Here is a 24,232-nt window from a genome sequence, read left to right as displayed (position 1 = left end):
AATGAAAAAAGCCCTACGCAAGCAGGTCTTGCAAGAACTCAAATCTCTATCAGCCGAAGAAAAGGAAGTCATGGACGCTTGGTTGACTGAGCAACTACTTCTACATCCCTTCTACAAGGAAGCAAAAACCATCGCCACTTACCTGTCTTTTCCTCATGAATTTCAGACAGCTAGACTCATTGAACAAGCTCAAAAAGATGGGAAGACACTCCTCATTCCCAAAACCTATCCGCATGGGAAAATGGACTTTGTTCTATATGAACCAGAGAAACTCGAAAGAAACTCTTTTGGACTTCTTGAACCTCAAGGAAACTTCACAATCCTTGAACCCTCTCAGATTGACCTGATTCATGTTCCTGGTCTGGCCTTCAATCCTTCTAGATATCGGGTTGGCTACGGTGGTGGCTACTACGACCGCTACTTGGAGCATTTCCCAGGTCCTACTATTAGTACGATTTATCCATGTCAGATTCAGAATTTTCAACCTGAGCACTACGATATTCCTATTGAGGAGGTACTCATCTATGAAAGAAATTTTTGATCGTCGTTATCCTGTCACGAGCTTCTTTCTACTCGTGACAACCCTGGTTTTTGTACTCATGTTTCTAACCAGTGGTTTCAACTATACCAGCGCAGCCACCTTATATAAATTCGGAGCTGTGTATCCCCCTGCTATCAAGGCCATGCCTGAACAAATCTGGCGCTTATTCTCCGCAACCTTTGTCCACATTGGCTTGCAGCACTTTTTAGTCAATATGCTATCCCTCTACTTTTTGGGACGTCAGATGGAGCAAATCTTTGGCTCCAAACAGTTTTTCTTTATCTACCTTCTATCAGGTATGATGGGAAATCTCTTTGTCCTAGTTTTTAGTCCCAATGCTATTACTGCAGGTGCTTCAACTGCCCTCTACGGAATGTTCGCATCTATTGTCGTACTTCGGTATGCTACACGCAATCCCTACCTCCAACAGCTTGGTCAATCCTATCTCTCCCTCTTAGTCATCAATCTAGTAGGTAGTATTTTAATGCCTGGTATCAGCCTTGCTGGACATCTAGGTGGAGCAGTCGGTGGTGCATTGCTGGCTATCATCTTCCCAGTCCGAGGAGAACGAAAAATTTACAGCCCAGGCCAACGTGGTCTAGCAACCCTAGCCTTTATTGCTTTATCAGCTCTACTACTCTTTATCGGATTACTTTAAGTCAAAGAAAAACCATTGGAATCTCTCTCAGAGAGCTTTATTTCCAATGGTTTTTTTGAATCTATTTGAAAAGTAGCTTAAAATCCATTATTTTCACTGAGTTCTTTGAACCAGTGACCTGATTTTTTCAAGCGGCGTTCTTGTGTTTCTAAGTCAAGCTCGACCAAACCATAGCGGTTTTTATAGCTATTGAGCCATGACCAGCAATCGATAAAGGTCCAGATTAAGTAGCCTTTACAGTTAGCACCGTCTTCAATGGCGCGATGAAGTTCAGCCAGATGCCCTTTGACAAAGTCAATACGGTAATCATCCTGAATCATTCCATTCTCACGGAATTTGTCTTCACCTTCAACGCCCATACCGTTTTCAGTCAACATCCACTCGATATTGCCATAGTTTTCCTTGATATTTTGAGCGATATGGTAAATCCCTTGCTCGTAGATTTCCCAGCCACGGTGCGGATTAATCTTACGACCAGGCATGATATAAGGTTCATAGAAATGCTCTGGCAAAAGCGGGCTGTCAGGATGCTTAGCAAAACGTGGCGCCATGACACGCAAGGGTTGGTAGTAGTTGACTCCAAGGAAATCTACTGTGTGCTCACGAATAAGCTCCAACTCTTCTGCTGTAGAATCTGGCAACAAATCATGATCAGCTAAAATTTCCACTAATTCTTCTGGATAAGTTCCCAAAACTGACGGATCTAGGAAAGATTGTGCTTGAAATAGATCAGCAATGCGTGCAGCTTTGACATCGGCAGGATGCTGACTACGTGGATAAGCTGGTGTCAAGTTGAGGACAATTCCAATCTTAGAATCAGGCAAAACCTCATGGCAAGCTTTGACCGCAAGAGTGCTGGCTAGTTGTGTGTGGTAGGCAACCTTAACGGCAGCTTTAGCATCCACCTTATGAGGATAATGGGCATCATAGAAATAACCAAACTCTACAGGAACGATAGGCTCATTGAAGGTAATCCATTGGTCTACCAAGTCACCATAAGTTTCAAAACAGAAACGCGCATAGTCTTCATAAGCCTTGATGGTCGCCTTATTTTCCCAACCATCGCCATCCTCTTGAAGGGCAAAAGGCAGATCAAAGTGATAAAGATTGACTAAAAGACGAATGCCCTTAGCCTTGATGGCTTCAAAGACCTGGCGATAGAAAGCCACACCCTCAGGATTGACTTCCCCACGACCCTGTGGGAAAATACGAGACCATTGGATAGAAGTTCGAAAGGCTGTGTGACCAGTTTCTAACAATAGTTCGATATCTTTTTCCCAGTTTTCATAGAAGGTCGATGTCTTATCTGGTCCAATCCCATTATAGTAGCGATTTGGTTCCACTTGGAACCAATAATCCCAGAGATTATCTCCCTTGCCGTCACCAGGCACTCGCCCTTCTGTCTGTGGCCCAGAAGTTGAGGAACCCCAGACAAAATCCTTTGGAAATTTTAGCATAGCTCTACCTCTTTTTACGATTTTAATGTTTACTTTCTCTCATTATAAAGAAAAAACAAGGCAAAAACTAGTTACATTTTTGTCTTGTTTTTCTTCTGATTATAGATTTTATTTATTTGTTAGGATTTCAAGGGTTTCAAGCAAGCTATCTGCGTGAACTTCAATCGTATCACCAGTCGCCTTGATCTTGACTTCTACGATGCCATCAGCTGCTTTTTTACCGACAGTGATACGGATTGGAAGACCAATCAAGTCGCTGTCACTGAATTTAACACCGACACGTTCGTTACGGTCATCCGTCAAGACTTCGTAGCCTTTGTTGACCAAGGCTTCTTCGATACGATCTGTCAATGCAAGGCTTGCTTCATCCTTGACGTTAACTGGAATCAAGTGCACATCAAATGGCGCCAATTCTTTAGGGAAGTTGATTCCCCAAGCGTAACGGTATTCACCTTTTGGAGTTTTGTTAACAAAGAGGCGAGCGTGTTGCTCCATAACTGCTGAAAGGAGACGACTAACACCGATACCATAACATCCCATGATGATTGGCACAGCACGACCATTTTCATCCAAGACATCTGCTCCCATACTTGCTGAGTAACGAGTCCCAAGTTTAAAAATGTGACCAATCTCGATACCACGCGCAAAGTTGAGAACACCTTGTCCGTCAGGAGAGATTTCACCCTCACGAACTTCACGGATATCGACATACTCGGCAGTGAAATCACGGCCTGGGTTGACACCAGTCAAGTGGTAACCATCTTCGTTGGCACCAGCAACAGCATTGCGACTATCTTGCACCTTGCGGTCTGCGATAATCTTGACATTTTCAGGAAGATTGACTGGCCCGAGTGAACCAAAGTCCGCTCCCAATAATTCTTTCACTTCCGCCTCGGTTGCAGGTTCTAAGAAGTCTGCACCAAGGTAGTTTTTCAATTTGACTTCATTGAGTTGGTCATTGCCAACGAGTAAGGCAACAACTGGCTCCTCGTCTGCGATATAAACCAAGGTCTTGATTGTTTGCTCTTCAGAGACATTCAAGAAAGCAGCAACTTCATCAATCGATTTGACACCTGGTGTTTCCACGCGAGCTACTTGATCTTCAGTCACAACACGGTTGCTTGGTTTGTAGGCGTTGGTTGCCATTTCCAAGTTAGCTGCATAGCTTGATTCACTTGAGTAGGCGATAGTATCTTCACCAGAAACCATCCATTTGAGCAATTCTGCCTTGATTTCTTCTTGCACTTCTACAGGAATCTCATCAAATGATGCGACTGACTTGTCTAAAACAACCCAACGGTCAAGGTCTGTACGAGCAGGTGTGATGGCCATAAATTCTTGGCTATCCTTACCACCCATAGCTCCACCGTCACCGATGATGGCTTTGAAGTCCAAGCCACTACGAGTAAAGATACGCTCGTAAGCTGCTTTGTACTCATCATAGGTTACATCCAAGCTATCGTAGTTAGCGTGGAAGCTATAGCCGTCTTTCATGATGAACTCACGGGTCCGAAGAAGTCCATTACGTGGACGTTTTTCATCACGATACTTAGGCTGGATTTGGTACAAGTTCAAAGGCAATTGCTTGTAAGACTTGACAGAATCACGGACAATTGCTGTGAACGTTTCTTCGTGCGTTGGACCTAAGATAAAGTCTGACTTCTCACGATTTTTCAATTTGTACAAGTCTTCACCGTAGGTTTCATAACGGCCAGATTCACGCCAAAGGTCAGCACTGAGAAGGGCTGGAGCCAACATTTCAACAGCGCCCATCTTGTCAAACTCTTGACGCATGATGTTCTTGGCTTTTTCGATTACACGGTTAGCAAGTGGCAGGTAAGAATAGACTCCTGCTGATACTTGGCGAACATAACCAGCACGCAACATAAGGGCGTGGCTGATAACTTGAGCATCGCTTGGCATTTCGCGAAGCGTTGGAATAAGCATTTTACTTTGTTTCATATTTTTCCTCTAATTCTTAAAAGAAGGTACGCATGATGTCGTTCCAAGTCACGGCGATCATCAAGACAACCATAATCACAACTCCAACTAGAGTAACATAGGTTTCAATTTCTTGTTTCAGTGGTTTGCGGCGAATAGCCTCGATGATATTGAGCACGATTTTTCCACCATCTAGTGCCGGGATAGGAATCAAGTTGAAAATCCCGATATTGATGGAAATGATAGCCAAGAAGAACAAAACATTCTCAAGACCATTTTTAGCAGCGTCACTACTTGCCTTAAAGATAGCAACAGGTCCACCCAATTTATTCAAGTCAGGTTGGAAAATCAAGTTTTTCAAGGCATTGAGAATCCGCAAGGCCGAGTCAGCTGCAGAGGTGAATCCACCTACAAACATAGACCAGATATCTGATTTGAGTCTTGGTTGAACACCTAGAATATAGCGACCTTGGTTTTCCTCAGGGGTCACACTGACTTGCTTCTCAGTCCCATTTTCAGAGACTGTTACATCCAATACAGGCGCTGTTTTATCTTTGGTCTCTACTTCAACTGCCTGAATCAAATCTTGCCAGTTACTAATTTCGTGTGAACCGACTTTAGTGATTTGTGCTGTATTTTCAACACCGACCTTAGCAATCGCGCTATCAGGGATGATACTAAAGTTATTGCTTTGCGTATCTCGAACGCCACCTTGCATGAAAATCAAAATCCAAAAAACGATGACTCCTAGAATAAAGTTATTCATAGGACCTGCAAAGTTGGTAATCAACTTGCCCCAGACAGTCGCATTTTGATACTGAACATCTAGCGGAGCGATACGAACTTCCGTCCCATCAGCTTCTACAATGGTCGCATCATGGTCTACGGAGAAAGTTTTTTCCTCTTCCAAAACCAGACCTGTGATAAAGAGTTTATCCTCAAAGTCAAACTGGGTTACCTGCATAGGAAGAGCCGTTTGGTCGACCTTCTTACCAGAAAGATTGATGCGCTTCACCTTACCATCTTCGGCCAAGGTCAAACTAACAGGAGTTCCTGTCTTAATCTCTGTGGTATCCTCTCCCCAACCTGCCATGCGGACATAACCACCAAGCGGTAGGAGACGAATCGTGTAAGCAGTCCCGTCTTTCCCGATATGGGCAAAGATTTTCGGACCCATACCAATGGCAAATTCACGAACCAGAATTCCAGACTTCTTAGCAAAGTAGAAATGGCCGAACTCGTGAACCACCACGATAATTCCAAAAACAAGGATAAAGGTTAATAATCCTAACATTTAATATTTGTTCACCTTTCCTTAAAATAAGCCAAAGAGGTGCATAATAGGGAAAACAGCCAACATAGAGTCAAAGCGATCCAGTACTCCACCATGGCCTGGGATAAAGAAGCCCGAATCCTTGACACCAAAATGGCGTTTCATAGCACTCTCAATCAAGTCACCCAATTGCCCTGCAATACTAAAGAAAATAGCAAAGAGCATCATTTTGTAAATGCCGTAAGGAAGGGCAACCGTACTATCCACTAACATAAAGATAAGAGTGACAAGCATGGCAGCTAAAATTCCACCAAAGGCTCCCTCGATGGATTTGTTCGGAGAGACTCTCGGAGCCAATCTTCTCTTACCGAAATTCATTCCGACCAAGTAAGCACCACTATCAGTTGCCCATACGATACAGAGGGCCAAGAGGGCTTTATCCAAACCTGCGATTCGAGCATCCACTAAAGCATTGAATCCAAAACCAACATAGAAACTCATAGCAATCGGGTATACAGCATCTTCAATGGTGTAATTCTTGCTAAAAACAGTGCAACCTAACATGGTAAAAATCACAACACCATATGCGACAACATTCCCATCTACAGGTAAAAATGTCAAGTAGTTTTCTAGGGGGATTGTCAGTGCGAAAGTCGCTAACAAGGTCAGCAACCCCTCAGGAGTCATGGTGTTTAACCCTTTCATCTGAAGCAACTCGTTCACCCCTAGCATAGCTAGAAGTCCCATAGCAATCTGTAACCAAAGCCCACCAATCACCAAGAGTGGGATAAAGATAGCTAGGGCCAAAGCGGCAAATATTGTCCTCTTTATTAAGTCCTTTTTCATAATGTTCCTATACTCCTCCAAATCGACGATTGCGGCGATTATACTCTGCAATAGCTTCTTTCAAAGCTTCCTCATCAAAGTCAGGCCACAAGACATCTGTGAAATAAAGTTCACTATAAGCTGCTTGCCAAGGCAAAAAATTACTCAATCGAAGCTCACCACTAGTTCGGATGATTAAGTCCGGGTCACGCAAGGTTTTCGGCAAATGTCCTGTAAAGAGGTATTCCCCAATCAACTCTTCCGTAATATCGCCTGGATTCACCTTAGCATCCAAAACATCCTGCGCAATCAACTTGACTGCTTGTGTAATTTCAGCTCTTCCACCGTAATTAAGGGCAAAGTTAAGAATCAAACCTGTGTTTAACTTGGTCAACTCTTCTGCCTTTTTCAAAGCTTCAAAAGTCTGTTTCGGTAAACGATCCGTTTCCCCAATCATTTGGATCTTCATGTTCTTTTGGTGCAATTCGGGGACATACTTATCATAAAATTCAACAGGCAAGTTCATGATAAACTTGACTTCCTGGTCTGGACGTGTCCAATTTTCAGTAGAGAAGGCATAAACAGTCATAGCCTTGACACCCATATCACTAGCAGCAATGGCTACCGTTCTCAAAGCATCCATCCCAGCCTTATGGCCAAAGACACGCGGTTGCATCCGTTTTTTAGCCCAACGACCATTGCCATCCATGATAACTCCGATATGTGCTGGCACCACGGCTGGTGTTTCTGTTACTTTATCTTTTTTTAAAAATCCAAACATGATTGTATTCCTATTCAAAAATCTATCGTTTCATTATACCATATTTTTCGCTTTTCTTCTATCATATTCTCTTATTCTAATGCGGAATTCCCTATAGGACTCCTATCTTTCTAAACTAAGAAGCCTTGCATTTCCCAAAGAAAGTTGATACAATAAAACATAAAGATTTATCCTTGTTCAATCACAGGGGTTTTTTATTGAAAGGATCTTATCATGTCAAAAAAACTACAACGTAAAAAACAATTAAGAAACAGTCTTCGTCGCTCAGGTGCACTTTCAAATGCTGTAAACAAGGTTGTCGAAGAAACAAAAAAAGTTGTGAAGCATGCTGAAAAAGCAGCAAGTGAGGCAGGAAAAGCAGTCTCTAAGCAAGTAGAAAAAGCTGTAGAAGCAACTAAAGAGCAAGCCCACAAGCTTACAACTTCTGTTGAAGATTTCGCAGCTGACCTAGGCGGACTTCCACTTGACCGTGCCAAGACTTTCTACGATGAAGGGATTAAGTCTGCTGCTGACTTCAAAAACTGGACAGAAAAAGAACTCCTTGCTTTGAAAGGAATCGGTCCAGCTACAATCAAGAAATTAAAAGAAAACGGCATCAAGTTCAAGTAATCTTTCTTGTCCCTTGCATTTCCGTCAAAAACTTGTTAAAATAAAGCCATTAGAGGTGTTTTGAGTCCCACATTTTACAGAAAGTGGCGGAGCTGAGAAGTCCACAAATGTGTCAAAACTGGTTGCTAATGGATGAAAATGAAATAAACAAAGTTGCGGGCTCTGCCCGAAATTGGGTGGTACCGCGGATAAACACATTCGTCCCTGTCAAATTAATGACAGGGGCGATTTTTCTTTTACACCCTTAGCCAAAGGAGGTTGTTATGAAACAATCTTTCAAAACAAGTAAACTCTACTATGGTTTTCCTATCTTCATCTTAGGGTATCAGGACCAGAACTTTGGGTACAATATCACAACCTGCAGTTCCTCTTATAGTCTGGGCGATTGGCTAGTCATCGGTGTTGGCGCTGAGGAAAATGCAACTGACCAGATTAAGCATTATCAACAGTTCACCGTGAACATTCCTGATGAAAACTGCATGCTTGAGATGGAGCAGGCTGGCTTTATCAGCCATCGGGAGAAATTGAAACATTTGGGACTTGACTACGAGATTTCTGAACAGACTCAGGCGCCGATTTTAGAGGCTTGTCCGGTCGTATTGGATTGCCAGGTGGATAGGATTATCGAGGAAGATGGCATCTGCCATATCTTTGCCAAGATTATCGACCGTCTGGCTGATCCAAAGCTCTTAGATGATAAGGGCCATTTTAAAAATGACCGCTTTGCGCCGACTTACTTTATGGGGGACGGTCATCAGCGCGTTTACCGTTATCTGGATGACCGAGTCGATCCCATGGGAAGCTTTATCAAGAAAGCGAGGAAGAAGGATGACAAGAGCTGAACTGCCAGAACGAATAGAGACTGACCGACTTGTCTTACGAGTTCGTACAGTAGCTGATGCTGAGGATATTCATGCCTACGCTAGTCTGCCAGAGGTTTCTTATCCAGCTGGTTTTCCGCCCGTTAAGACCTTGGAAGATGAGATTTACTATCTAGAGCATATCCTTCCCGAGCGGAATCAAAAGAACAATCTCCCAGCTGGCTATGGAATTGTTGTTAAAGGGACTGATAGGGTTATCGGTTCTGTTGACTTCAATCACCGCCACGAAGACGATGTGCTGGAGATTGGCTATACCTTGCACCCGGACTATTGGGGCCGAGGTTATATACCAGAAGCAGCGCGTACCTTGATTGACTTAGCTTTTACAGAACTGGAGCTTCACAAGATTGAACTGTCTTGCTTTGGTTACAACCTTCAAAGTCAACGAGTCGCTGAGAAGCTTGGTTTCACCCTTGAAGCTCGCATAAGAGACCGCAAGGATGCCCAAGGAAACCGCTGTGATGATTTGAGATATGGCTTGCTGAGGAGCGAGTGGGAAGCTGAATAATTAAGTAGTGATAAAAAATTGCATAGTATTAATAACATATAAAGTATTGAGGTATAAAAATGGAAAACGAAAGTTTAGATTTAATTATTAAGGAAGTAGAAAATCAACAGGAGAAAGAGTTAGTTCGTTTTGAATCAAACTTATCTGAAGGAATAAATAAGTATAAAGAAGTATTACCTGCTGATTTAATAACACCCCAGCTACAAGAAAAAATTGACAATGAAGTAAAATTACAATTAGTTGAATTTCAAAAAAGTATTGACTTAAAACCTAAAGCATTATACCATGCTTTAAAAGTGGAAGCTGAACTCAATCCAGATATTGAAAAAGATGAATTAAAGAAAAACGCTTATGATTTCTTGGAAAAAACAACAAAGAACAAATATCTGAAAAAAATTATTCGCGAGCTAAAAAAAGGAGTATAAAATGGCAAAAGTTGGGGATTTAGCTGTCAAAAGTGGAAAAGCTGTTATTAAATTTATGTTTGAATTGATAACAGATTATCTAAAAAGTGAAGAATTTAAAAAACAAATGAAAATCATGGTTGAAACTTTAGTAACTAAAATAGTTGAAAAAGTTATAGAAGAAAAGAATAGAAATAACTAGAAAGGACACACACATGTCTAAAGAACTTTCACCTAAATACAATCCAGCCGAGGTTGAGGCTGGTCGTTACCAAAAATGGCTTGACGCTGATGTTTTCAAGCCTTCAGGCGATCAAAAGGCTAAGCCTTACTCAATCGTTATTCCACCACCAAACGTAACTGGGAAACTCCACCTTGGTCACGCTTGGGATACGACTTTGCAGGATATCATCATCCGTCAAAAACGCATGCAAGGTTTTGATACGCTTTGGCTTCCAGGGATGGACCACGCTGGTATTGCCACTCAGGCTAAGGTTGAGGAGCGCTTGCGTGGTGAGGGCATTACACGTTATGACCTGGGTCGTGAGAAATTCCTCGATAAGGTCTGGGAATGGAAAGACGAATATGCCACTACTATCAAGGAACAATGGGGCAAGATGGGGCTCTCTGTAGACTACTCTCGTGAGCGTTTCACTCTTGACGAAGGTTTGTCAAAAGCGGTTCGCAAGGTCTTTGTGGACCTTTACAAGAAAGGATGGATCTACCGTGGTGAGTTTATCATCAACTGGGACCCAGCAGCTCGCACAGCCCTCTCTGATATTGAGGTAATCCACAAGGACGTCGAAGGTGCCTTCTACCACATGAACTACATGCTAGAAGATGGCTCACGCGCCCTTGAGGTTGCGACAACTCGTCCTGAGACAATGTTTGGGGACGTTGCGGTTGCAGTCAATCCAGAAGACCCACGCTACAAGGACTTGATCGGTAAAAACGTCGTCCTTCCAATCGCTAATAAACTCATCCCAATCGTTGGAGATGAGCACGCGGATCCTGAGTTTGGTACTGGTGTCGTGAAAATAACACCTGCCCACGATCCAAACGACTTCTTGGTTGGTCAACGCCATAACTTGCCACAAGTTAACGTCATGAACGACGACGGAACTATGAACGACTTGGCCTTCGAATTTGCAGGTAGGGACCGTTTTGAAGCTCGTAAGGCAGTCGTTGCTAAGTTGGAAGAAATCGGTGCCCTTGTTAAAATCGAAAAACGTGTCCACAGTGTTGGTCACTCAGAGCGTACAGGTGTTGTGGTTGAGCCACGCTTATCTACTCAATGGTTCGTCAAGATGGACCAATTGGCTAAGAATGCCATTGCCAACCAAGACACAGATGATAAGGTAGAATTCTACCCACCTCGTTTCAACGATACCTTCCTCCAATGGATGGAAAATGTCCATGACTGGGTAATCTCTCGTCAGCTCTGGTGGGGTCACCAAATCCCTGCTTGGTACAATGCCGAGGGTGAAATGTACGTCGGCGAAGAAGCTCCCGAAGGTGACGGATGGACTCAGGACGAAGACGTCTTGGATACGTGGTTCAGTTCTGCCCTTTGGCCATTCTCTACCATGGGCTGGCCTGATGTCGACTCAGAAGACTTCAAACGTTACTTCCCAACTTCAACCTTGGTTACAGGTTACGACATCATCTTCTTCTGGGTGTCTCGTATGATCTTCCAATCCTTGGAATTCACTGGTCGTCAGCCATTCCAAAACGTCCTTATCCACGGTCTTATTCGTGACGAGCAAGGACGCAAGATGTCTAAATCTCTCGGAAACGGGATTGACCCAATGGATGTCATCGAGAAATACGGTGCCGATGCCCTTCGCTGGTTCCTTTCAAACGGTTCTGCACCAGGTCAAGACGTGCGCTTCTCTTACGAGAAAATGGATGCTTCATGGAACTTCATTAACAAGATTTGGAACATCTCACGCTACATCCTCATGAACAATGAAGGCTTGAACCTTGAGCAAGCAACTGCCAATGTCGAAAAAGTTGTTAAGAAGGAAGCTGGAAATGTTACTGACCGCTGGATTCTCCACAACCTCAATGAAACCATCGGAAAAGTCACTGAAAACTTTGACAAGTTTGAGTTTGGTGTTGCTGGACACATCCTCTACAACTTCATCTGGGATGAGTTTGCGGACTGGTACGTTGAGTTGACCAAGGAAGTCCTTTATAGTGACAACGAAGAAGAGAAAGTTATCACACGTTCTGTTCTCCTTTATACTTTGGACAAGATCCTTCGTCTCCTTCACCCAATCATGCCATTCGTGACAGAGGAAATTTTTGGACAAATCTCAGAAGGTTCTATCGTCACAGCAGAATACCCAACTGTCAATCCAGCATTTGAAGATCTTGCGGCCCACACTGGTGTCGAAAGCCTCAAAGACTTGATCCGTGCTGTTCGTAATGCGCGTGCGGAAGTAAACGTAGCACCAAGTAAGCCAATCACGATTCTTGTTAAGACAAGCGATAGCGACTTGGAAGCCTTCTTTAACAGCAATGTCAACTACATCAAACGCTTCACAAATCCAGAACACTTGGAAATCGCATCAAACATCCCTGCACCTGAACTCGCGATGTCAAGCGTCATCACAGGAGCAGAAATCTACCTGCCACTTGCTGACCTCCTCAATGTCGAAGAAGAATTGGCTCGTCTCGACAAGGAACTCGCTAAATGGCAAAAAGAACTGGACATGGTCGGTAAGAAACTCTCTAACGAACGCTTCGTAGCCAATGCCAAACCAGAAGTCGTCCAAAAAGAACGCGACAAACAAGCCGACTACCAAGCCAAATACGATGCGACCGTAGCGCGTATTGATGAGATGAAGAAGTTGGTGAAATAAACACAGAAACACGGTGGTAAGCCGTGTTTTTTTCTTTAGTTTGTGATAAAATTGTGATAATAAATTTTAATGACTGAAAGAGAAAGAATGAAATACATAGATTTATTTGCAGGGTCAGGTGGTTTATCCTTAGGGCTTTATAATGCTGGGTTGCATGGAATATTTGCAGTTGAAAAAAATAAAGATGCTTTTAGTACTTTAAAATACAATTTAATTGAGAGAAGAAATCATTTTTCATGGCCGAACTGGCTTGAGATGAAAAATTGGGATATAAATGAACTTTTAGAAGTTCATAGTAAGGAACTTGCTGCATTAAACGGTTTCGTTGATTTAGTTGTAGGTGGTCCACCATGTCAAGGATTTTCCATGGCAGGAAAGAGAAAAAATGATGATATCAGAAATCAATTAATGCATTCGTATATTGAGTTTATCAAATTAGTTCAACCTACTATGTTATTTTTTGAAAATGTTCAAGGTTTTACTGTAGAATTTAAGGACCAAAAGAATAAACAAAAATATTCTGATATTCTTGTTTCGGAGTTGCATGAATTAGGATACAACTTAGATTATAGAATTGTAACTATGTCAGAATACGGTGTTCCTCAAAATAGGAAACGGTTCATTCTATTTGCATCCAAAAATGAAAGCTATGAAGTTTTTTTTGACGAATTATTGAAAAATAAAGATTGTTTTTTAAAAGATAGAGGTCTAAAAATACCAATTACAATTTCTCAAGCTATTAATGATTTGAAAAAAAGTCATGGAGAAGTCAGTAGTAAAGACACTAAGGCATTTAAAAATGGGAAGTATGGTCGAGCAACTTCAGCATATCAAAAATTAATGAGAAACAACATTGAACGAGGCGCTTTTCCCGATAGTCATCGATTCGCGAAACATAAAAGTGAAACAATAGATTTATTTAAACGTTTAATGACTGCTTCCGAAAAAAGTATACGAATTACACCATCTATGAATCTGGTTGAAGGTTTAAAGAAGCGTGGAGTAACTCCTTTAAAGAAAAATTCGATCTGTAATACGCTTACTTCTATTCCGGATGATTATATACATTATGATGAACCTAGAATCATGACCGTTAGAGAACATGCTAGAATACAAAGTTTTCCAGACGATTATGAATTCAAAGGACCATATACTACAGGGGGTGAACGACGAAAAACGGATGTTCCTAGATATACTCAAGTCGCTAATGCTGTTCCACCTTTGTTTGCGGAACAAGTTGGACTTACTTTGCTGAAGATTATTAGGGAGTAATTTATGGCTGAATTTACTTTTAGAACAAATTCAAAGTTAAAAACACTAGTTGGACAAGAATTAATAACAAATAACAATATAGCTATATTTGAATTGATAAAAAATTCATATGATGCTGGCGCAACAGAAGTAGATATTCAATTTCATGATTTTTTATTTGTAGACAAAGGGTGGAAATCTTCTGAAAATTCAAAGATTAAAATCATCGACAATGGAATTGGTATGACTGTTGAAGAAGTGGATAAGTATTGGATGGAACTTGGAAATTCCTCTAAAGAGAAAAATAAACTACTTCGTTTGGATTCTAAAAAAATGGGTGAATTAATCACTCGATTTGCAAACGGTGAAAAAGGCATTGGTAGATTTGGTGTTGATAAAATTGGTGAAGAATTAATTTTAGAATCTATTGGACAATCTAAACTAAATGAGAAGGTGATAGTATATTTTGATTGGAATAAATATGATGATAGGAGTAAACTATTACAAGAAATAAAAAATGAGTATTATATTGAATTTCTTGAACAAAATATTTCCTCTGGTTTATCTCTAACAATAAAAAAATTACGAGATGAATGGGAGAATAACAATATTGAGAAACTAAAAAAAGATATTTCAAAATTTTTATCTCCCATTGATGATGAATCAGATTTTAAAATTAAAATATCATTTTACGTTGAAGGAGAGGTAAAAGAGTCTACTCACTTAAAAAATGATACTTTTGAGCATTTGAAATGTAAAATTGAAGCAGACCTGGGATCAGATGGTATAGCTGAAATATCAATCAAAATAGATGATGAAATAGAATATGTTGAGCGTGTACAAATCTTCGAAAAACAATCTCCTTTTGGTAGAACATTTGTTGAGATTTATTATTTAGATAAAGGTGAGAAAATTTCTTTCACGAGACGGATGGGAATTCGTCCCTCTGATTATGGCAATATAAAAATTTTTAGAGATAAGTTTCGTATTGTACCTTATGGAGAACCTCATAACGATTGGCTAGAAATTGATAGACATCATGCTCAGGGAATGTTTAGAACTTTTGGTACGAGAGATTTAGTGGGCAATGTTTTTCTAGATGGTAAAGATTTATCACAATTAGATGCGTTAAAAGAAGCAACTGATAGGGTTGGCTTTATTGAAGATCGACCAGAATTTGAATCATTAAAAGATTTTCTGTGGAACTTAATTTCAATGTTTGAAAACTTTATCTTCAATAGAATAAAAAAACAAGCTCAGGATGGTTATGATACTGTTAAAAAAGAAACTTCAGAACTTAAAGTAGATATTGATACGAAGGTTAAAGAACTTAAAGATACTATTGATGGTTTAGTAATTGCACCTGAAGATAAGAAAATATTCTTAGATAATATTGCCTCCACAGAAGTCTTACTGAATGATAGAATTGATAAGATTGAGAAGGCTTCTGATAAAATAGAATCTAAGATCAAAATTTATTCTCAGTTAAGTAATCGTGAAGGTATTTTATTTGAGATGCTTCATTCTATAAAAAATAAACTAGTTGTTCTTCAGGGACAATTGATTTATTATCAAATGATTATTGAAGAGAAGAATTTAGATATTGATTTAAGTGTTTTATATACTTTATATGAAGATATTGCAAAATTAGTTGAAGGTTCCTTAGATAGAGTTAATTCTACAAAACTTCATAAAAAAAATGAAATTCTAAATGATATAATTGATAGAATTTCTGATCAGTATGAATCATATCTACATCAAAAGAATATCAGTCTTGAGATTGTTTGTCCAAAAGAAACTGACCATGTAAAAGTTTTTTGTGCTAGAGAGTCATTACTAACAGTATTTGATAACTTGTTAAACAATTCAGTCAAAGCGCTAGAAGGGATTGATAATGCAAAAATTAGAATAATGATTCAATTGAATGATAAAGAAATTGCAATCTATTTTTCAGATAATGGTTGTGGTATTCCAAAAGACAAATATGCCACTGTTTTTTCCTTGTGGAGTTCAGAAACGAGTGGTACAGGCATTGGGTTAGCATCAGTTAAAGAGAATCTAACAGATATTAATGGAACAATCCATTTAGTTGATATTGAGGAAGATGATTTTTCTACATCTTTCTTAATAAAATTGCCTAGGAGATAAATATGGAAAATGTTTTTAAAATTTTAGTAATTGATGATGAGCGACAGATAGAAAGTAACTTTCCACTATACGAAATGCTCATTAAAAGCAAAGGAATAAATTCAAAATTTTCCTTGGTTTCTAATGAAAATGAGTATGAAACTATCAAACACGAAACTTTTGATGTTTTAATGGTTGATTATAATTTAAGAAATGGTTTTTTTCAGTCTGCAGATAAGACTGTCGGGACCGATTTTATTCGTGATTTTAGAGAAGTCAATATGGTAGATAAAATTGTTTTTTATTCGACAGATTTCAAATACCAAAATAGAGTCACAAATATTGAAGCAAAATTAAATATTACTGACGAAGAGTTCTTCAGATTGATTAATGACTATAAAATTGATGGGATAGTTCCTAAAAATAATCCTCATTTAATTGCAGATATTATCGAAAAATGTGTGAAGGATATTGATCCAATTATTCGATTTTTAAAGGAAACTAAATTAAAATACGAGAAGAGTGGTGACTATTTGTATTTTGAGTCTGATGGAACAGAGTACACAATTTCAGAAATTTTAAAAGAATATCAACTAAATTCAGAAGTTGGAAAAAAATTTGGAGTAGAATTGCTAGAAACAATGTCTACCGTATTGTTAAACTATAAATATTAAGGATGATAGTATGCCTATTGTGTTATTTAAAAATAGATTAGATGATAACATGAAACGATTTGGTAGTTTTTTAAAAAAAATACAAGATAATTCTACTAAAAGAAATATTAGCTTGATATCCAGTGACAGAAAAAGAGATTATATATCGAATATTGACAGCAATAACACCAATATCTTTGTATGTCATGGTTCTAAAGATTCTCTCTACCATCGGTTTCATTGTTCTCCAAAACAAACTTTGCTTGATGCTAACACTGTATTATCGTTAGGAAAAGTAATTGCTATATCTTGTGGAACTGCGAGATACTTAGGTAAGGAACTTGTTCAGAATGGAAATTGTACAGTATATTTGGGTTTTAATACTAAGATACACTTTAATAAAAAAAACTCTAAAGATTATATCTCTCCTTACTATTCACAGTATATAAAAGATCTATATAAGGAGGTTTTTGAAAATGTGCTTACTAAAGCAATTGACCATAGTTGGACATTTGAAAAAACCAGAAGAGTACTTGAATGGGAGTTGAGAAAAAAATCAATACTCAAAGCAGAAATCAAAAAAAGAAACTATCCACATTTTTATAAAGCAAAAGAAATAAATCAAACTGTTGTAGCAGTTACAAATGTTGCTAAAAATATAGTAATACATGGAAACGGTGCAGAGAAAGTCGAATAATTTAGAAAGCAGGTTACTACATGACAAATTCTGTAAGTTCGAACCGACCTGAGAAGTACAACATTGCAGCTTTCTTCTCAGGTGTTGGGGGAATTGAGTTGGGATTTGAACAGACCAACGAGTTCAGAGTGGTGTATGCCAATGAATTTGATAAGTATGCGCGTCAGACTTATCAGTTAAACCATCCAGACACCTATTTGGATGGTCGTGATATTCACGATGTTCAGCCAGAGGACATTCCAGCTGAGCGCGTGGATGTGATTATGGGAGGTTTCCCATGTCAGGCCTTTAGTATTGCGGGTTATCGCAAAGGCTTTGATGATGATCGTGGCGATCTTTTCTTCGAATTGCTTCGCATGATTGAAGGACGTAAACCTCGTGCTATCTTCATCGAAAACGTCAAGAACATGGTCGGTCATGACCATGGCAATACCTTCAAGGTTATTCGTGAAGCCTTGACCGAGAACAACTACTTCATCAAGTGGAAGGTTCTCAACGGGAAAGACTATGGAAATATCCCACAAAACCGTGAGCGTATCTACATTGTTGGTTTTGATACCAAGGAAGCTTATGATTTGTTTGAGTTCCCAGAGGAAATCAAGCTCACGACTTCTCTTCAAGACGTCATTAATTTTGGTGACCAGCTTGATGAGGTCTACTACTACCGTGAAGGTAAGCAGAATTTCTACGATCAGTTGAAGTTTGAAGTCACCAGTCAAGATACAGTTTACCAGTGGCGCCGTCAGTATGTCCGTGAAAATAAAAACGGCGTTGTCCCTACCCTGACAGCAAATATGGGAACAGGTGGACATAACGTTCCATTGATTTTGACGGACAGTGGCGAGATTCGGAAGTTGACTCCCAAAGAAACCTTTAATGTTCAAGGATATCCTAAATCCTTTAAAATCCCAGAAGGGGTTTCCAATGGTCAGCTCTACAAACAAGCTGGAAACAGCGTAGTCGTTCCCGTGATTAAACGCATCGCAGAGAATGTTGCTATGGCCTTAAATGAGAGCCAAGGGCAATCTCAACTTAACCGCTCAGGAAAATTTGCCATCATCTATACCAAGATGAATGGTCAATTTGAAGGCCAATCCTATGTCAAGGACTTTGTAGATAGCTATGAGCAAGCTCTTGAAAAAATCAAGGCTTATGATGATGGTTTAGCCGTTCTGTCAGATGAAGAGTATTTGAGACTTGTAAAAAAACAAGGAAAACTCGAATTTTACAGTATTAATTAACGAATATATAAGAGGATTAGTGAAAAACTAATCTTCTTTTGATATACTGAAAATAGAAAAGAGGGCGCTTATGTGGGAACATCTAAAGTCTGAACAAAAAGAAAAATACAAAACCTTAATTACCAACTTTGCTAGTTTGAGCCAAGCTTTCTCTCAAAAGGCAGAATCCGAAGACGAGGAACAAACAGAACATTCTGTCGCTCCGATTGTCAACTCCAAATTTCAGGAGACTGTTTTTCAAAAAGCCTTTAATGCTGTAGGGGAAGATATCGCCAACACCTCCTATGATGCCTCTGTCGTTGTAGATGAAAATCATAAATATCTAGTGGGTATCAAGTCTTTTGGGATTAATTCTGGAGACCAAAAAATCGCTCAGTTTAAGAAGGACTCTCAAGATTGGACAGACTTGTTGGGTGATATCAAGTTTCATGCAGATATTGTTGCTGATAAAGAAACAGCAGACAAGGAAAATTATCAACGCTATGAAGAGTTGGCTCGAAAGATTGCGACTTTGAGGAATCAGAGAATCGAATCTTCTAAGGCGCAAATCAAGGGATTCAACTCGGACTCGGTCAATGTTGAAGCTGTTTATCACGTTCTAATGCCAACACCAAAAGGAGAAAATCCAAAGATTTTTGTCGGTGAAACGACTTATATACCAGTCGATATTGATAATCTGGTCATTGAAGGATCAACTACCAAAAACAATCCAACTAATTTCCGATTTACAGATGGGCAACACCACTACAAGTACACAGCAGCTGACAGCCAGCTCCACATGACTTTTAACAATAAAGACATTGTTGTAGACACTTGGGATGTCCATTACATCGAAGATCCTTTTTCTCTCTTTGAAAACCTTCATTTACTGACAGCTGAAAAGGAACAATCCGATATCTTAGAAACGGTGTCTTGGGTAATCACAGACAAACATGGAAATGTAGAAGAAAACTCTGGTTTCAATGCCTTTAATGGTGGTTCAAAACTAGCCAAAAAAGATCGCCTGCCACGGATTTTAAAGATTCAGGATAAATTCAAGGATATTTTAGCTCCAGAAGAACTAGCTTTTGTGACTTTCTCCCTAGAAGAAATTCTCTTGAAAAAATGGACCAGCAAGGAAGAAAAAGTTCAGATGAAGGCGATTCGTGAGGACTTGATTCACTTTGCCCATAATACTGGCAATGAAAAACTCATTAAAGAAATTGAGCAACTCGTTTATCGTCCAGTTAGTGAGGTTTACATTCCCTTACCTGACTCCAAGAACTTCCATGACGAAAAGCCCGACTTCTTTGGCCCTGGATTTGGAACTTTTGAACCTGGGACTAAAAAACTAGCTCTATCCAAAGAGGAAAGAACCTTTAAACTAAGATTTTTACCTTCTGGTGATGTCATCAATGCCTATATCAACCAAGAAGCTGGTAAGGCTATTCAGTCAACTGATAAGCAAGAAATTCTTGGAAATTGGATCTTGCGTGGCGTTTTCCAGTTGAAGGAACGAGAAGTTTTGACAGGTCAAAGACTCAATGAACTAGAAATCAACGGAATTCGATTGACCAAGTTTAAAAATGGCGAAATTGGAATTGAATTTATCTGGATTGACACCGAAAACCCACCAAGCGATGCTATCGGCTGGGTAGCAAAATAGACTTGAATAACACAAAAAATCTCTTAGATTCATTTCTAAGAGATTTTTTCTTACTTCTCCCCTCACAACCAGCCTTCTTCTTCGGCAGTTTTGGCTGCTTCGGTTCGGTTGCTGGCGTTGAGTTTGGAGAGGATATTGGTCATGTAATTACGGACGGTACCGTTTGAGAGGTAGAGCTTGTCCGCAATTTCTTGGTTGGAGAGCCCTTGAGCCACTCCATGTAGAACAGCGACTTCCTGCTCGGTCAAGGGATTGGGATGTGTCATCATGACTTCCATCAGCTCTGGAGAATATTCCTTGCGTCCCTCTAACACCGTATGCAGGGTTTGCATAAGCTCGGAGATGCTTCGCTCTTTCAAGACATAGGCGTCGACTCCTGCTTTGACCGCTCGTTCAAAATAGCCTGGACGTTTAAAGGTCGTAACGATAACCACCTTGGTTTCAGGCACTTCTTGTTTGATCCACTCGAGCGCTTCTAGTCCCGTCTTTACTGGCATTTCGACGTCAAGGATGGCAATGTCTACTGTTTCTTTCCCCAAAACCTCAATAGCCTCGGCTCCATTTTTCGCCTGCAAGACGGTCTCCACATCTGGTTGAAAGCTTAAGAGCTGGCACATGGCATCTCTAAGCATACTTTGGTCTTCTGCGATTAATACTTTCATCTACTTTCTCTCCTTATAAGGCAGATGCACGCGCACCTCTGTGGGATCTTTCAAACTGACCAGCTCTACTTGACCTGAGAAGGCTGCTGCACGGTCACGGACTGTATGAAGTTCATTCCCTTTTACATTTGCAAATCCTTTCCCGTCATCTCTAACTGTCAGGACCAATTCCTGATCTGTACGTTCCAGTTTTAGATAGGCTTTTTTAGCTCTGGCATGCTTGATGATATTGGTTGCCAGTTCTAACAAAATCATAGCAGCTGTCGACTCCACATCTTGGGTCAAACTAGCCTTGTCCAACTGATTGTCAACCTCAACTTCAATCCCAGCAATCTCTAGCATCTTTTTGACAGTCTCAAGCTCTGAAGCTAGGGTCCGTGATTTCAGATTTTCCACAATGGTTCGCACTTCATTCATGGAATCCTTGCTGATCTGGTGAATTTCTTTTAATTCCTTTTCCACCTGTGGATAAGCCTCCATCTGAAACAACTGCAAGGCCAAATCTGTCTTGACACTCAGCATAGCAAAAGTATGTCCCAGACTATCATGCAAATCCTGACCGATACGACTGCGTTCATTTTCAGCAAGCAATAGGTTTATCTGGGCATTTTGCTTAGCCTGAGCTTCTTTTAAATCCTCCACAATACGAATCCGAACCAAGCCAAAAGTCATTAAATCGATAAAAGTGAGAATTCCAAGTAGATAGACTAGAAACTCAACTTCAACTTCCTGAAAAATCAAAAGTTGCCCCACAACAAGGACTTGAGCAAGGAGAAAAGTTCGGACATGTAAAGAATTAAAACTACGTACGCCGAAATGATAAATTAAGAGATTGGCAAGGAAAAAGAAGAACCAGATATAATTTACACCAACAAAGGCAGTATAGCCAGCTACATAGGCTAGCATGATAACCCAACAGAGCCAGGATAAACGCTGACTCTTGGTGGTTAAAACACCTAAGTAAGCCAAGACAAATAGAATATCAATCAACAAATGCCAGCTAGGAAGCTCCCCAGTCACTACAGGAACGATGGGAAAAACCATAAAAATCAAACTGGCCCAATACATATAATCTATGCTTTTCAGTCTTACAAGCATTAAGCATTCTCCTTATGACCTTGAAGGTAAATGGTCAAACCAAACAAAACTGTTGAAAAAACAAGTAGATAAACTGTGGCTGATAAATTGATACCACCCTCGTTTAAGAAGGTCTTGAGCAACTCCATCAACTGATAAGTTGGTAGGCACTTTCCGATTGCTTGCATCCAGTCTGGAAATAAAGAGATGGGCATCCAGAGTCCGCCTAAAACAGCCAAGCCTAGATAGAGAAGATTGCCCACGACTGACATCAACTGACTAGAAGGCAAGAGTGTCAAGGTCAATCCAAGTGCTACAAAGGCAACACTTCCTACTATCAGCAAGAACGCAGCCCCAATCCAGTTTCCTAGAGGCATATCCACACCTCTGACCAAGTGCCCAACTGAGAAAACAACCAGGATTGAAACTAAATAATCAACCATCATACTTGTTATCTTTGATAGATAATATTCTACCATATTTACCGGGGTATGGCGTAATGTTTTCTGCCAGTTGTTGATTTTATCTGTATGTAAGACAGCTGGGAATGAAAACATAGCTGTCGACATCATAGAAAAAGCTGTCATGGAGATGAGGTAGTCGCGCATAAAGTTATCTGGTCCACCGGGTGTGTCCTGGTACATGCCTGAAAAGAATAAATAGAAGGCCGTCGGCATCCCTACGGATAATAGATAATAGACTAATTGTCGTTTGGTCAATAGAAATTCTATCTTGTTTAGTGCGATCCATCGTTTCATCTTAGTCATCTCCCTTTTGTGTTTCTTCAAAGATTGTATCCAACAAGCTACGATTATTGACTTCAATTTCTTGAATCCTACATCCTGCTTGCACTAATAGTTGCCAAAAAGCATCCGCTTCACGTGTGACTACTTGCAAAGCATCTTGTTTTTGTGACCAGTTTTCAACCAAGTTAGACTGCTCAATGACTTCCTTGTATACTAGAGGAAGGATAAAGTGCTTTTCAATCTCCTCACTGCGCATGGCTAGAGGTGTCGTATCACGAATCAACTCTCCCTTATTTAAGACCAAAATCCGGTCAGCTGTATGCTCTACTTCTTCGATATAATGGGATGAATAGAGAATGGTGACTCCCTGCGCTTTTAGCTCCTGGACAATTTCCCAAAAGCGTTGACGGGTTGAAGTATCCATGGCCGCAGTTGGCTCATCCAAAAAGACAAGTTTTGGTCGGCCAATCAAGGTCAAGACAAAAGAGAAGAGACGCTTTTGCCCACCTGACAATTTTTCTGCCAATTGCTCTTTTTGTTGCTGGTCAAACTGCAATAGTTGATCGATCTCCTGATTGTTCAAGGGATTTGGATAAATGCTTTGAAAAAAAGCAATCAACTCTTTGACCTTTAATTTCTGAACGATGACATTTTCTTGAGGGAGGTAGCCTCTAATATAGTCTAACTGAGAACTCGTCACTAGCAAGCCTTGGATGGATACTTGACCGCTGGTGACTAGTTTGTCTCCAAGCAAACAGTCCAAGAGTGTTGTCTTTCCAGCACCATTTGGGCCAATCAAGGCAACGCATTCGCCTTCAGCCACCTCAAAGGAAATATCCTTCAATATAGCCTTGCCCTTAATGCTTTTATTTAGGCTTTCTACCTTAATCATGTTCATGATATTCTCCTTTCAACCACTCCTTCCCCATCGGAAAGGCGATAAAAATCATAAATCCTAGACCCCAAGCACCGCGAATGACTTGGTGAAGGAAGGCTTGGTCAAACCACCCTGTAAACATTTCGACCAACCATACTACTAGTGATAGTGCAATGAAGAGATAGAGAATCGCTTTTTTCATTTTTCAAACTCCTTTTTCACATCTGAGACTAATTTCAAACCTTCTCGGATCAACCAAGACATCATACCAAATCCTGCAAATAGCTCCCAAGGAAAATGATAGAAGCCTTCATCCAATCCTGAGAACATGAGATAAGTCATGACTCCTGCTGCTACTAAACTCATTGCGACAATTACTTTATGTTTCATTTTTTCTTCCTCCATTTGATACATCTAGTATAATTCTTTGAAGGTAGAATCACTAGAAGCTTCTGTCATGAGGAAATATGACAAATGTCACAAAAAAAGAAAGTTGATTCCTCAACTTTCT

General features: G+C 40.1%; 25 protein-coding genes. 14 read left to right on the top strand and 11 right to left on the bottom strand.

Going from position 1 to position 24,232, the window contains the following annotated elements; translation table 11 throughout:
• Window position 1 precedes the first annotated feature (1 nt).
• The gene (locus QM382_RS06685; RefSeq protein WP_049496943.1) at window positions 2-541 is read left to right on the top strand and encodes a 5-formyltetrahydrofolate cyclo-ligase; all 540 of its coding nucleotides are present in this window, start codon (window positions 2-4) and stop codon (window positions 539-541) included.
• A complete protein-coding gene (locus tag QM382_RS06680; RefSeq protein ID WP_049496938.1) occupies window positions 525-1,199 on the top strand; it encodes a rhomboid family intramembrane serine protease in 675 nt (224 codons plus the stop codon). Before QM382_RS06685 ends, QM382_RS06680 begins: the two co-directional genes overlap by 17 nt.
• A gap of 77 nt (window positions 1,200-1,276) precedes the next feature.
• Here the strand turns inward: QM382_RS06680 and QM382_RS06675 are convergent, their stop codons facing one another.
• The 5 genes from QM382_RS06675 to QM382_RS06655 form a co-directional block, all read right to left on the bottom strand.
• The gene (locus tag QM382_RS06675; RefSeq protein ID WP_414272841.1) at window positions 1,277-2,656 is read right to left on the bottom strand and encodes a glycoside hydrolase family 1 protein; all 1,380 of its coding nucleotides are present in this window, start codon (window positions 2,654-2,656) and stop codon (window positions 1,277-1,279) included.
• A gap of 108 nt (window positions 2,657-2,764) precedes the next feature.
• Complete coding sequence (locus QM382_RS06670; RefSeq protein ID WP_414272840.1) at window positions 2,765-4,618, bottom strand: proline--tRNA ligase; 1,854 nt, start codon at window positions 4,616-4,618, stop codon at window positions 2,765-2,767.
• 16 nt (window positions 4,619-4,634) lie between these two features.
• Entirely contained in the window at window positions 4,635-5,891 is a 1,257-nt protein-coding gene (gene rseP / locus QM382_RS06665) for an RIP metalloprotease RseP (protein WP_414256384.1), read from the bottom strand.
• A gap of 21 nt (window positions 5,892-5,912) precedes the next feature.
• A complete protein-coding gene (locus QM382_RS06660) occupies window positions 5,913-6,716 on the bottom strand; it encodes a phosphatidate cytidylyltransferase (protein WP_414272839.1) in 804 nt (267 codons plus the stop codon).
• Window positions 6,717-6,723: 7 nt separating this feature from the next.
• The gene (locus QM382_RS06655) at window positions 6,724-7,476 is read right to left on the bottom strand and encodes an isoprenyl transferase (protein ID WP_414256388.1); all 753 of its coding nucleotides are present in this window, start codon (window positions 7,474-7,476) and stop codon (window positions 6,724-6,726) included.
• Window positions 7,477-7,689: 213 nt separating this feature from the next.
• Between QM382_RS06655 and QM382_RS06650 the strand changes: the two genes are divergently transcribed.
• The 12 genes from QM382_RS06650 (at window position 7,690) to QM382_RS06595 (ending at window position 20,359) form a co-directional block, all read left to right on the top strand.
• Window positions 7,690-8,085: a helix-hairpin-helix domain-containing protein gene (locus QM382_RS06650; protein WP_004250587.1), complete on the top strand. Its 396-nt coding sequence runs from the start codon at window positions 7,690-7,692 to the stop codon at window positions 8,083-8,085.
• A 263-nt stretch (window positions 8,086-8,348) separates the two neighbouring features.
• Window positions 8,349-8,927 (top strand): flavin reductase family protein, encoded by a 579-nt coding sequence (locus QM382_RS06645; RefSeq protein ID WP_414272838.1) that lies wholly within the window; start codon window positions 8,349-8,351, stop codon window positions 8,925-8,927.
• Window positions 8,914-9,474, top strand: a complete 561-nt coding sequence (locus tag QM382_RS06640; protein ID WP_414272837.1) for a GNAT family N-acetyltransferase — start codon at window positions 8,914-8,916, stop codon at window positions 9,472-9,474. The genes QM382_RS06645 and QM382_RS06640 overlap by 14 nt, the downstream gene beginning before the upstream one ends.
• A gap of 59 nt (window positions 9,475-9,533) precedes the next feature.
• The gene (locus QM382_RS06635; protein WP_045613811.1) at window positions 9,534-9,899 is read left to right on the top strand and encodes a hypothetical protein; all 366 of its coding nucleotides are present in this window, start codon (window positions 9,534-9,536) and stop codon (window positions 9,897-9,899) included.
• 1 nt (window position 9,900) lies between these two features.
• The gene (locus tag QM382_RS06630) at window positions 9,901-10,080 is read left to right on the top strand and encodes a hypothetical protein (protein ID WP_045613813.1); all 180 of its coding nucleotides are present in this window, start codon (window positions 9,901-9,903) and stop codon (window positions 10,078-10,080) included.
• A 13-nt stretch (window positions 10,081-10,093) separates the two neighbouring features.
• Entirely contained in the window at window positions 10,094-12,745 is a 2,652-nt protein-coding gene (locus tag QM382_RS06625) for a valine--tRNA ligase (protein ID WP_414272836.1), read from the top strand.
• 87 nt (window positions 12,746-12,832) lie between these two features.
• Window positions 12,833-14,017 (top strand): DNA cytosine methyltransferase, encoded by a 1,185-nt coding sequence (locus tag QM382_RS06620; RefSeq protein WP_414272835.1) that lies wholly within the window; start codon window positions 12,833-12,835, stop codon window positions 14,015-14,017.
• A 3-nt stretch (window positions 14,018-14,020) separates the two neighbouring features.
• Window positions 14,021-16,144, top strand: coding sequence for a sensor histidine kinase (locus tag QM382_RS06615; RefSeq protein ID WP_096753419.1), 2,124 nt, complete (start codon window positions 14,021-14,023; stop codon window positions 16,142-16,144).
• Window positions 16,145-16,146: 2 nt separating this feature from the next.
• Entirely contained in the window at window positions 16,147-16,797 is a 651-nt protein-coding gene (locus QM382_RS06610) for a hypothetical protein (RefSeq protein WP_414272834.1), read from the top strand.
• Window positions 16,798-16,807: 10 nt separating this feature from the next.
• Entirely contained in the window at window positions 16,808-17,473 is a 666-nt protein-coding gene (locus tag QM382_RS06605; protein ID WP_096753420.1) for a hypothetical protein, read from the top strand.
• A gap of 20 nt (window positions 17,474-17,493) precedes the next feature.
• Window positions 17,494-18,714, top strand: coding sequence for a DNA cytosine methyltransferase (locus tag QM382_RS06600; RefSeq protein WP_414272833.1), 1,221 nt, complete (start codon window positions 17,494-17,496; stop codon window positions 18,712-18,714).
• Window positions 18,715-18,784: 70 nt separating this feature from the next.
• Window positions 18,785-20,359, top strand: coding sequence for a hypothetical protein (locus tag QM382_RS06595; RefSeq protein WP_414272832.1), 1,575 nt, complete (start codon window positions 18,785-18,787; stop codon window positions 20,357-20,359).
• Between the two features lie 62 nt (window positions 20,360-20,421).
• On the opposite strand, the gene QM382_RS06590 is transcribed toward QM382_RS06595, so the two are convergent.
• The 6 genes from QM382_RS06590 to QM382_RS06565 are packed head-to-tail and all read right to left on the bottom strand — an operon-like array spanning window position 20,422 to window position 24,126.
• Window positions 20,422-21,021 (bottom strand): response regulator transcription factor, encoded by a 600-nt coding sequence (locus QM382_RS06590; RefSeq protein ID WP_414272831.1) that lies wholly within the window; start codon window positions 21,019-21,021, stop codon window positions 20,422-20,424.
• Window positions 21,022-22,119 carry a sensor histidine kinase gene (locus QM382_RS06585; protein WP_414272830.1) on the bottom strand — a complete coding sequence of 366 codons (1,098 nt, stop codon included), beginning with the start codon at window positions 22,117-22,119 and terminating at the stop codon, window positions 21,022-21,024.
• On the bottom strand, window positions 22,119-22,856 hold the full coding sequence (locus QM382_RS06580) for an ABC transporter permease (protein WP_254724696.1): 738 nt from the start codon (window positions 22,854-22,856) through the stop codon (window positions 22,119-22,121). Before QM382_RS06580 ends, QM382_RS06585 begins: the two co-directional genes overlap by 1 nt.
• A 1-nt stretch (window position 22,857) precedes the next feature.
• On the bottom strand, window positions 22,858-23,742 hold the full coding sequence (locus tag QM382_RS06575) for an ABC transporter ATP-binding protein (RefSeq protein ID WP_414272829.1): 885 nt from the start codon (window positions 23,740-23,742) through the stop codon (window positions 22,858-22,860).
• Window positions 23,729-23,923 carry a hypothetical protein gene (locus tag QM382_RS06570; protein WP_000709296.1) on the bottom strand — a complete coding sequence of 65 codons (195 nt, stop codon included), beginning with the start codon at window positions 23,921-23,923 and terminating at the stop codon, window positions 23,729-23,731. Before QM382_RS06570 ends, QM382_RS06575 begins: the two co-directional genes overlap by 14 nt.
• Window positions 23,920-24,126: a hypothetical protein gene (locus tag QM382_RS06565; protein ID WP_025170070.1), complete on the bottom strand. Its 207-nt coding sequence runs from the start codon at window positions 24,124-24,126 to the stop codon at window positions 23,920-23,922. The genes QM382_RS06570 and QM382_RS06565 overlap by 4 nt, the downstream gene beginning before the upstream one ends.
• Window positions 24,127-24,232: the final 106 nt, after the last annotated feature.

The organism is Streptococcus infantis, assembly GCF_047465185.1.
Classification (GTDB): domain Bacteria; phylum Bacillota; class Bacilli; order Lactobacillales; family Streptococcaceae; genus Streptococcus; species Streptococcus infantis_O.
The sequence above is the reverse complement of the archived record's forward strand: the minus strand, read 5'-3'. Positions and strand labels throughout refer to the sequence as shown.

Bases quoted from the DNA above. Each gene is read 5' to 3' on its own strand.
- QM382_RS06685 (WP_049496943.1), top strand. From the start codon at position 2: ATGAAAAAAGCCCTACGCAAGCAGGTCTTGCAAGAACTCAAATCTCTA.
- QM382_RS06680 (WP_049496938.1), top strand. From the start codon at position 525: ATGAAAGAAATTTTTGATCGTCGTTATCCTGTCACGAGCTTCTTTCTA.
- QM382_RS06675 (WP_414272841.1), bottom strand. From the start codon at position 2,656: ATGCTAAAATTTCCAAAGGATTTTGTCTGGGGTTCCTCAACTTCTGGG.
- QM382_RS06670 (WP_414272840.1), bottom strand. From the start codon at position 4,618: ATGAAACAAAGTAAAATGCTTATTCCAACGCTTCGCGAAATGCCAAGC.
- rseP (WP_414256384.1), bottom strand. From the start codon at position 5,891: ATGTTAGGATTATTAACCTTTATCCTTGTTTTTGGAATTATCGTGGTG.
- QM382_RS06660 (WP_414272839.1), bottom strand. From the start codon at position 6,716: ATGAAAAAGGACTTAATAAAGAGGACAATATTTGCCGCTTTGGCCCTA.
- QM382_RS06655 (WP_414256388.1), bottom strand. From the start codon at position 7,476: ATGTTTGGATTTTTAAAAAAAGATAAAGTAACAGAAACACCAGCCGTG.
- QM382_RS06650 (WP_004250587.1), top strand. From the start codon at position 7,690: ATGTCAAAAAAACTACAACGTAAAAAACAATTAAGAAACAGTCTTCGT.
- QM382_RS06645 (WP_414272838.1), top strand. From the start codon at position 8,349: ATGAAACAATCTTTCAAAACAAGTAAACTCTACTATGGTTTTCCTATC.
- QM382_RS06640 (WP_414272837.1), top strand. From the start codon at position 8,914: ATGACAAGAGCTGAACTGCCAGAACGAATAGAGACTGACCGACTTGTC.
- QM382_RS06635 (WP_045613811.1), top strand. From the start codon at position 9,534: ATGGAAAACGAAAGTTTAGATTTAATTATTAAGGAAGTAGAAAATCAA.
- QM382_RS06630 (WP_045613813.1), top strand. From the start codon at position 9,901: ATGGCAAAAGTTGGGGATTTAGCTGTCAAAAGTGGAAAAGCTGTTATT.
- QM382_RS06625 (WP_414272836.1), top strand. From the start codon at position 10,094: ATGTCTAAAGAACTTTCACCTAAATACAATCCAGCCGAGGTTGAGGCT.
- QM382_RS06620 (WP_414272835.1), top strand. From the start codon at position 12,833: ATGAAATACATAGATTTATTTGCAGGGTCAGGTGGTTTATCCTTAGGG.
- QM382_RS06615 (WP_096753419.1), top strand. From the start codon at position 14,021: ATGGCTGAATTTACTTTTAGAACAAATTCAAAGTTAAAAACACTAGTT.
- QM382_RS06610 (WP_414272834.1), top strand. From the start codon at position 16,147: ATGGAAAATGTTTTTAAAATTTTAGTAATTGATGATGAGCGACAGATA.
- QM382_RS06605 (WP_096753420.1), top strand. From the start codon at position 16,808: ATGCCTATTGTGTTATTTAAAAATAGATTAGATGATAACATGAAACGA.
- QM382_RS06600 (WP_414272833.1), top strand. From the start codon at position 17,494: ATGACAAATTCTGTAAGTTCGAACCGACCTGAGAAGTACAACATTGCA.
- QM382_RS06595 (WP_414272832.1), top strand. From the start codon at position 18,785: ATGTGGGAACATCTAAAGTCTGAACAAAAAGAAAAATACAAAACCTTA.
- QM382_RS06590 (WP_414272831.1), bottom strand. From the start codon at position 21,021: ATGAAAGTATTAATCGCAGAAGACCAAAGTATGCTTAGAGATGCCATG.
- QM382_RS06585 (WP_414272830.1), bottom strand. From the start codon at position 22,119: ATGCTTGTAAGACTGAAAAGCATAGATTATATGTATTGGGCCAGTTTG.
- QM382_RS06580 (WP_254724696.1), bottom strand. From the start codon at position 22,856: ATGAAACGATGGATCGCACTAAACAAGATAGAATTTCTATTGACCAAA.
- QM382_RS06575 (WP_414272829.1), bottom strand. From the start codon at position 23,742: ATGAACATGATTAAGGTAGAAAGCCTAAATAAAAGCATTAAGGGCAAG.
- QM382_RS06570 (WP_000709296.1), bottom strand. From the start codon at position 23,923: ATGAAAAAAGCGATTCTCTATCTCTTCATTGCACTATCACTAGTAGTA.
- QM382_RS06565 (WP_025170070.1), bottom strand. From the start codon at position 24,126: ATGGAGGAAGAAAAAATGAAACATAAAGTAATTGTCGCAATGAGTTTA.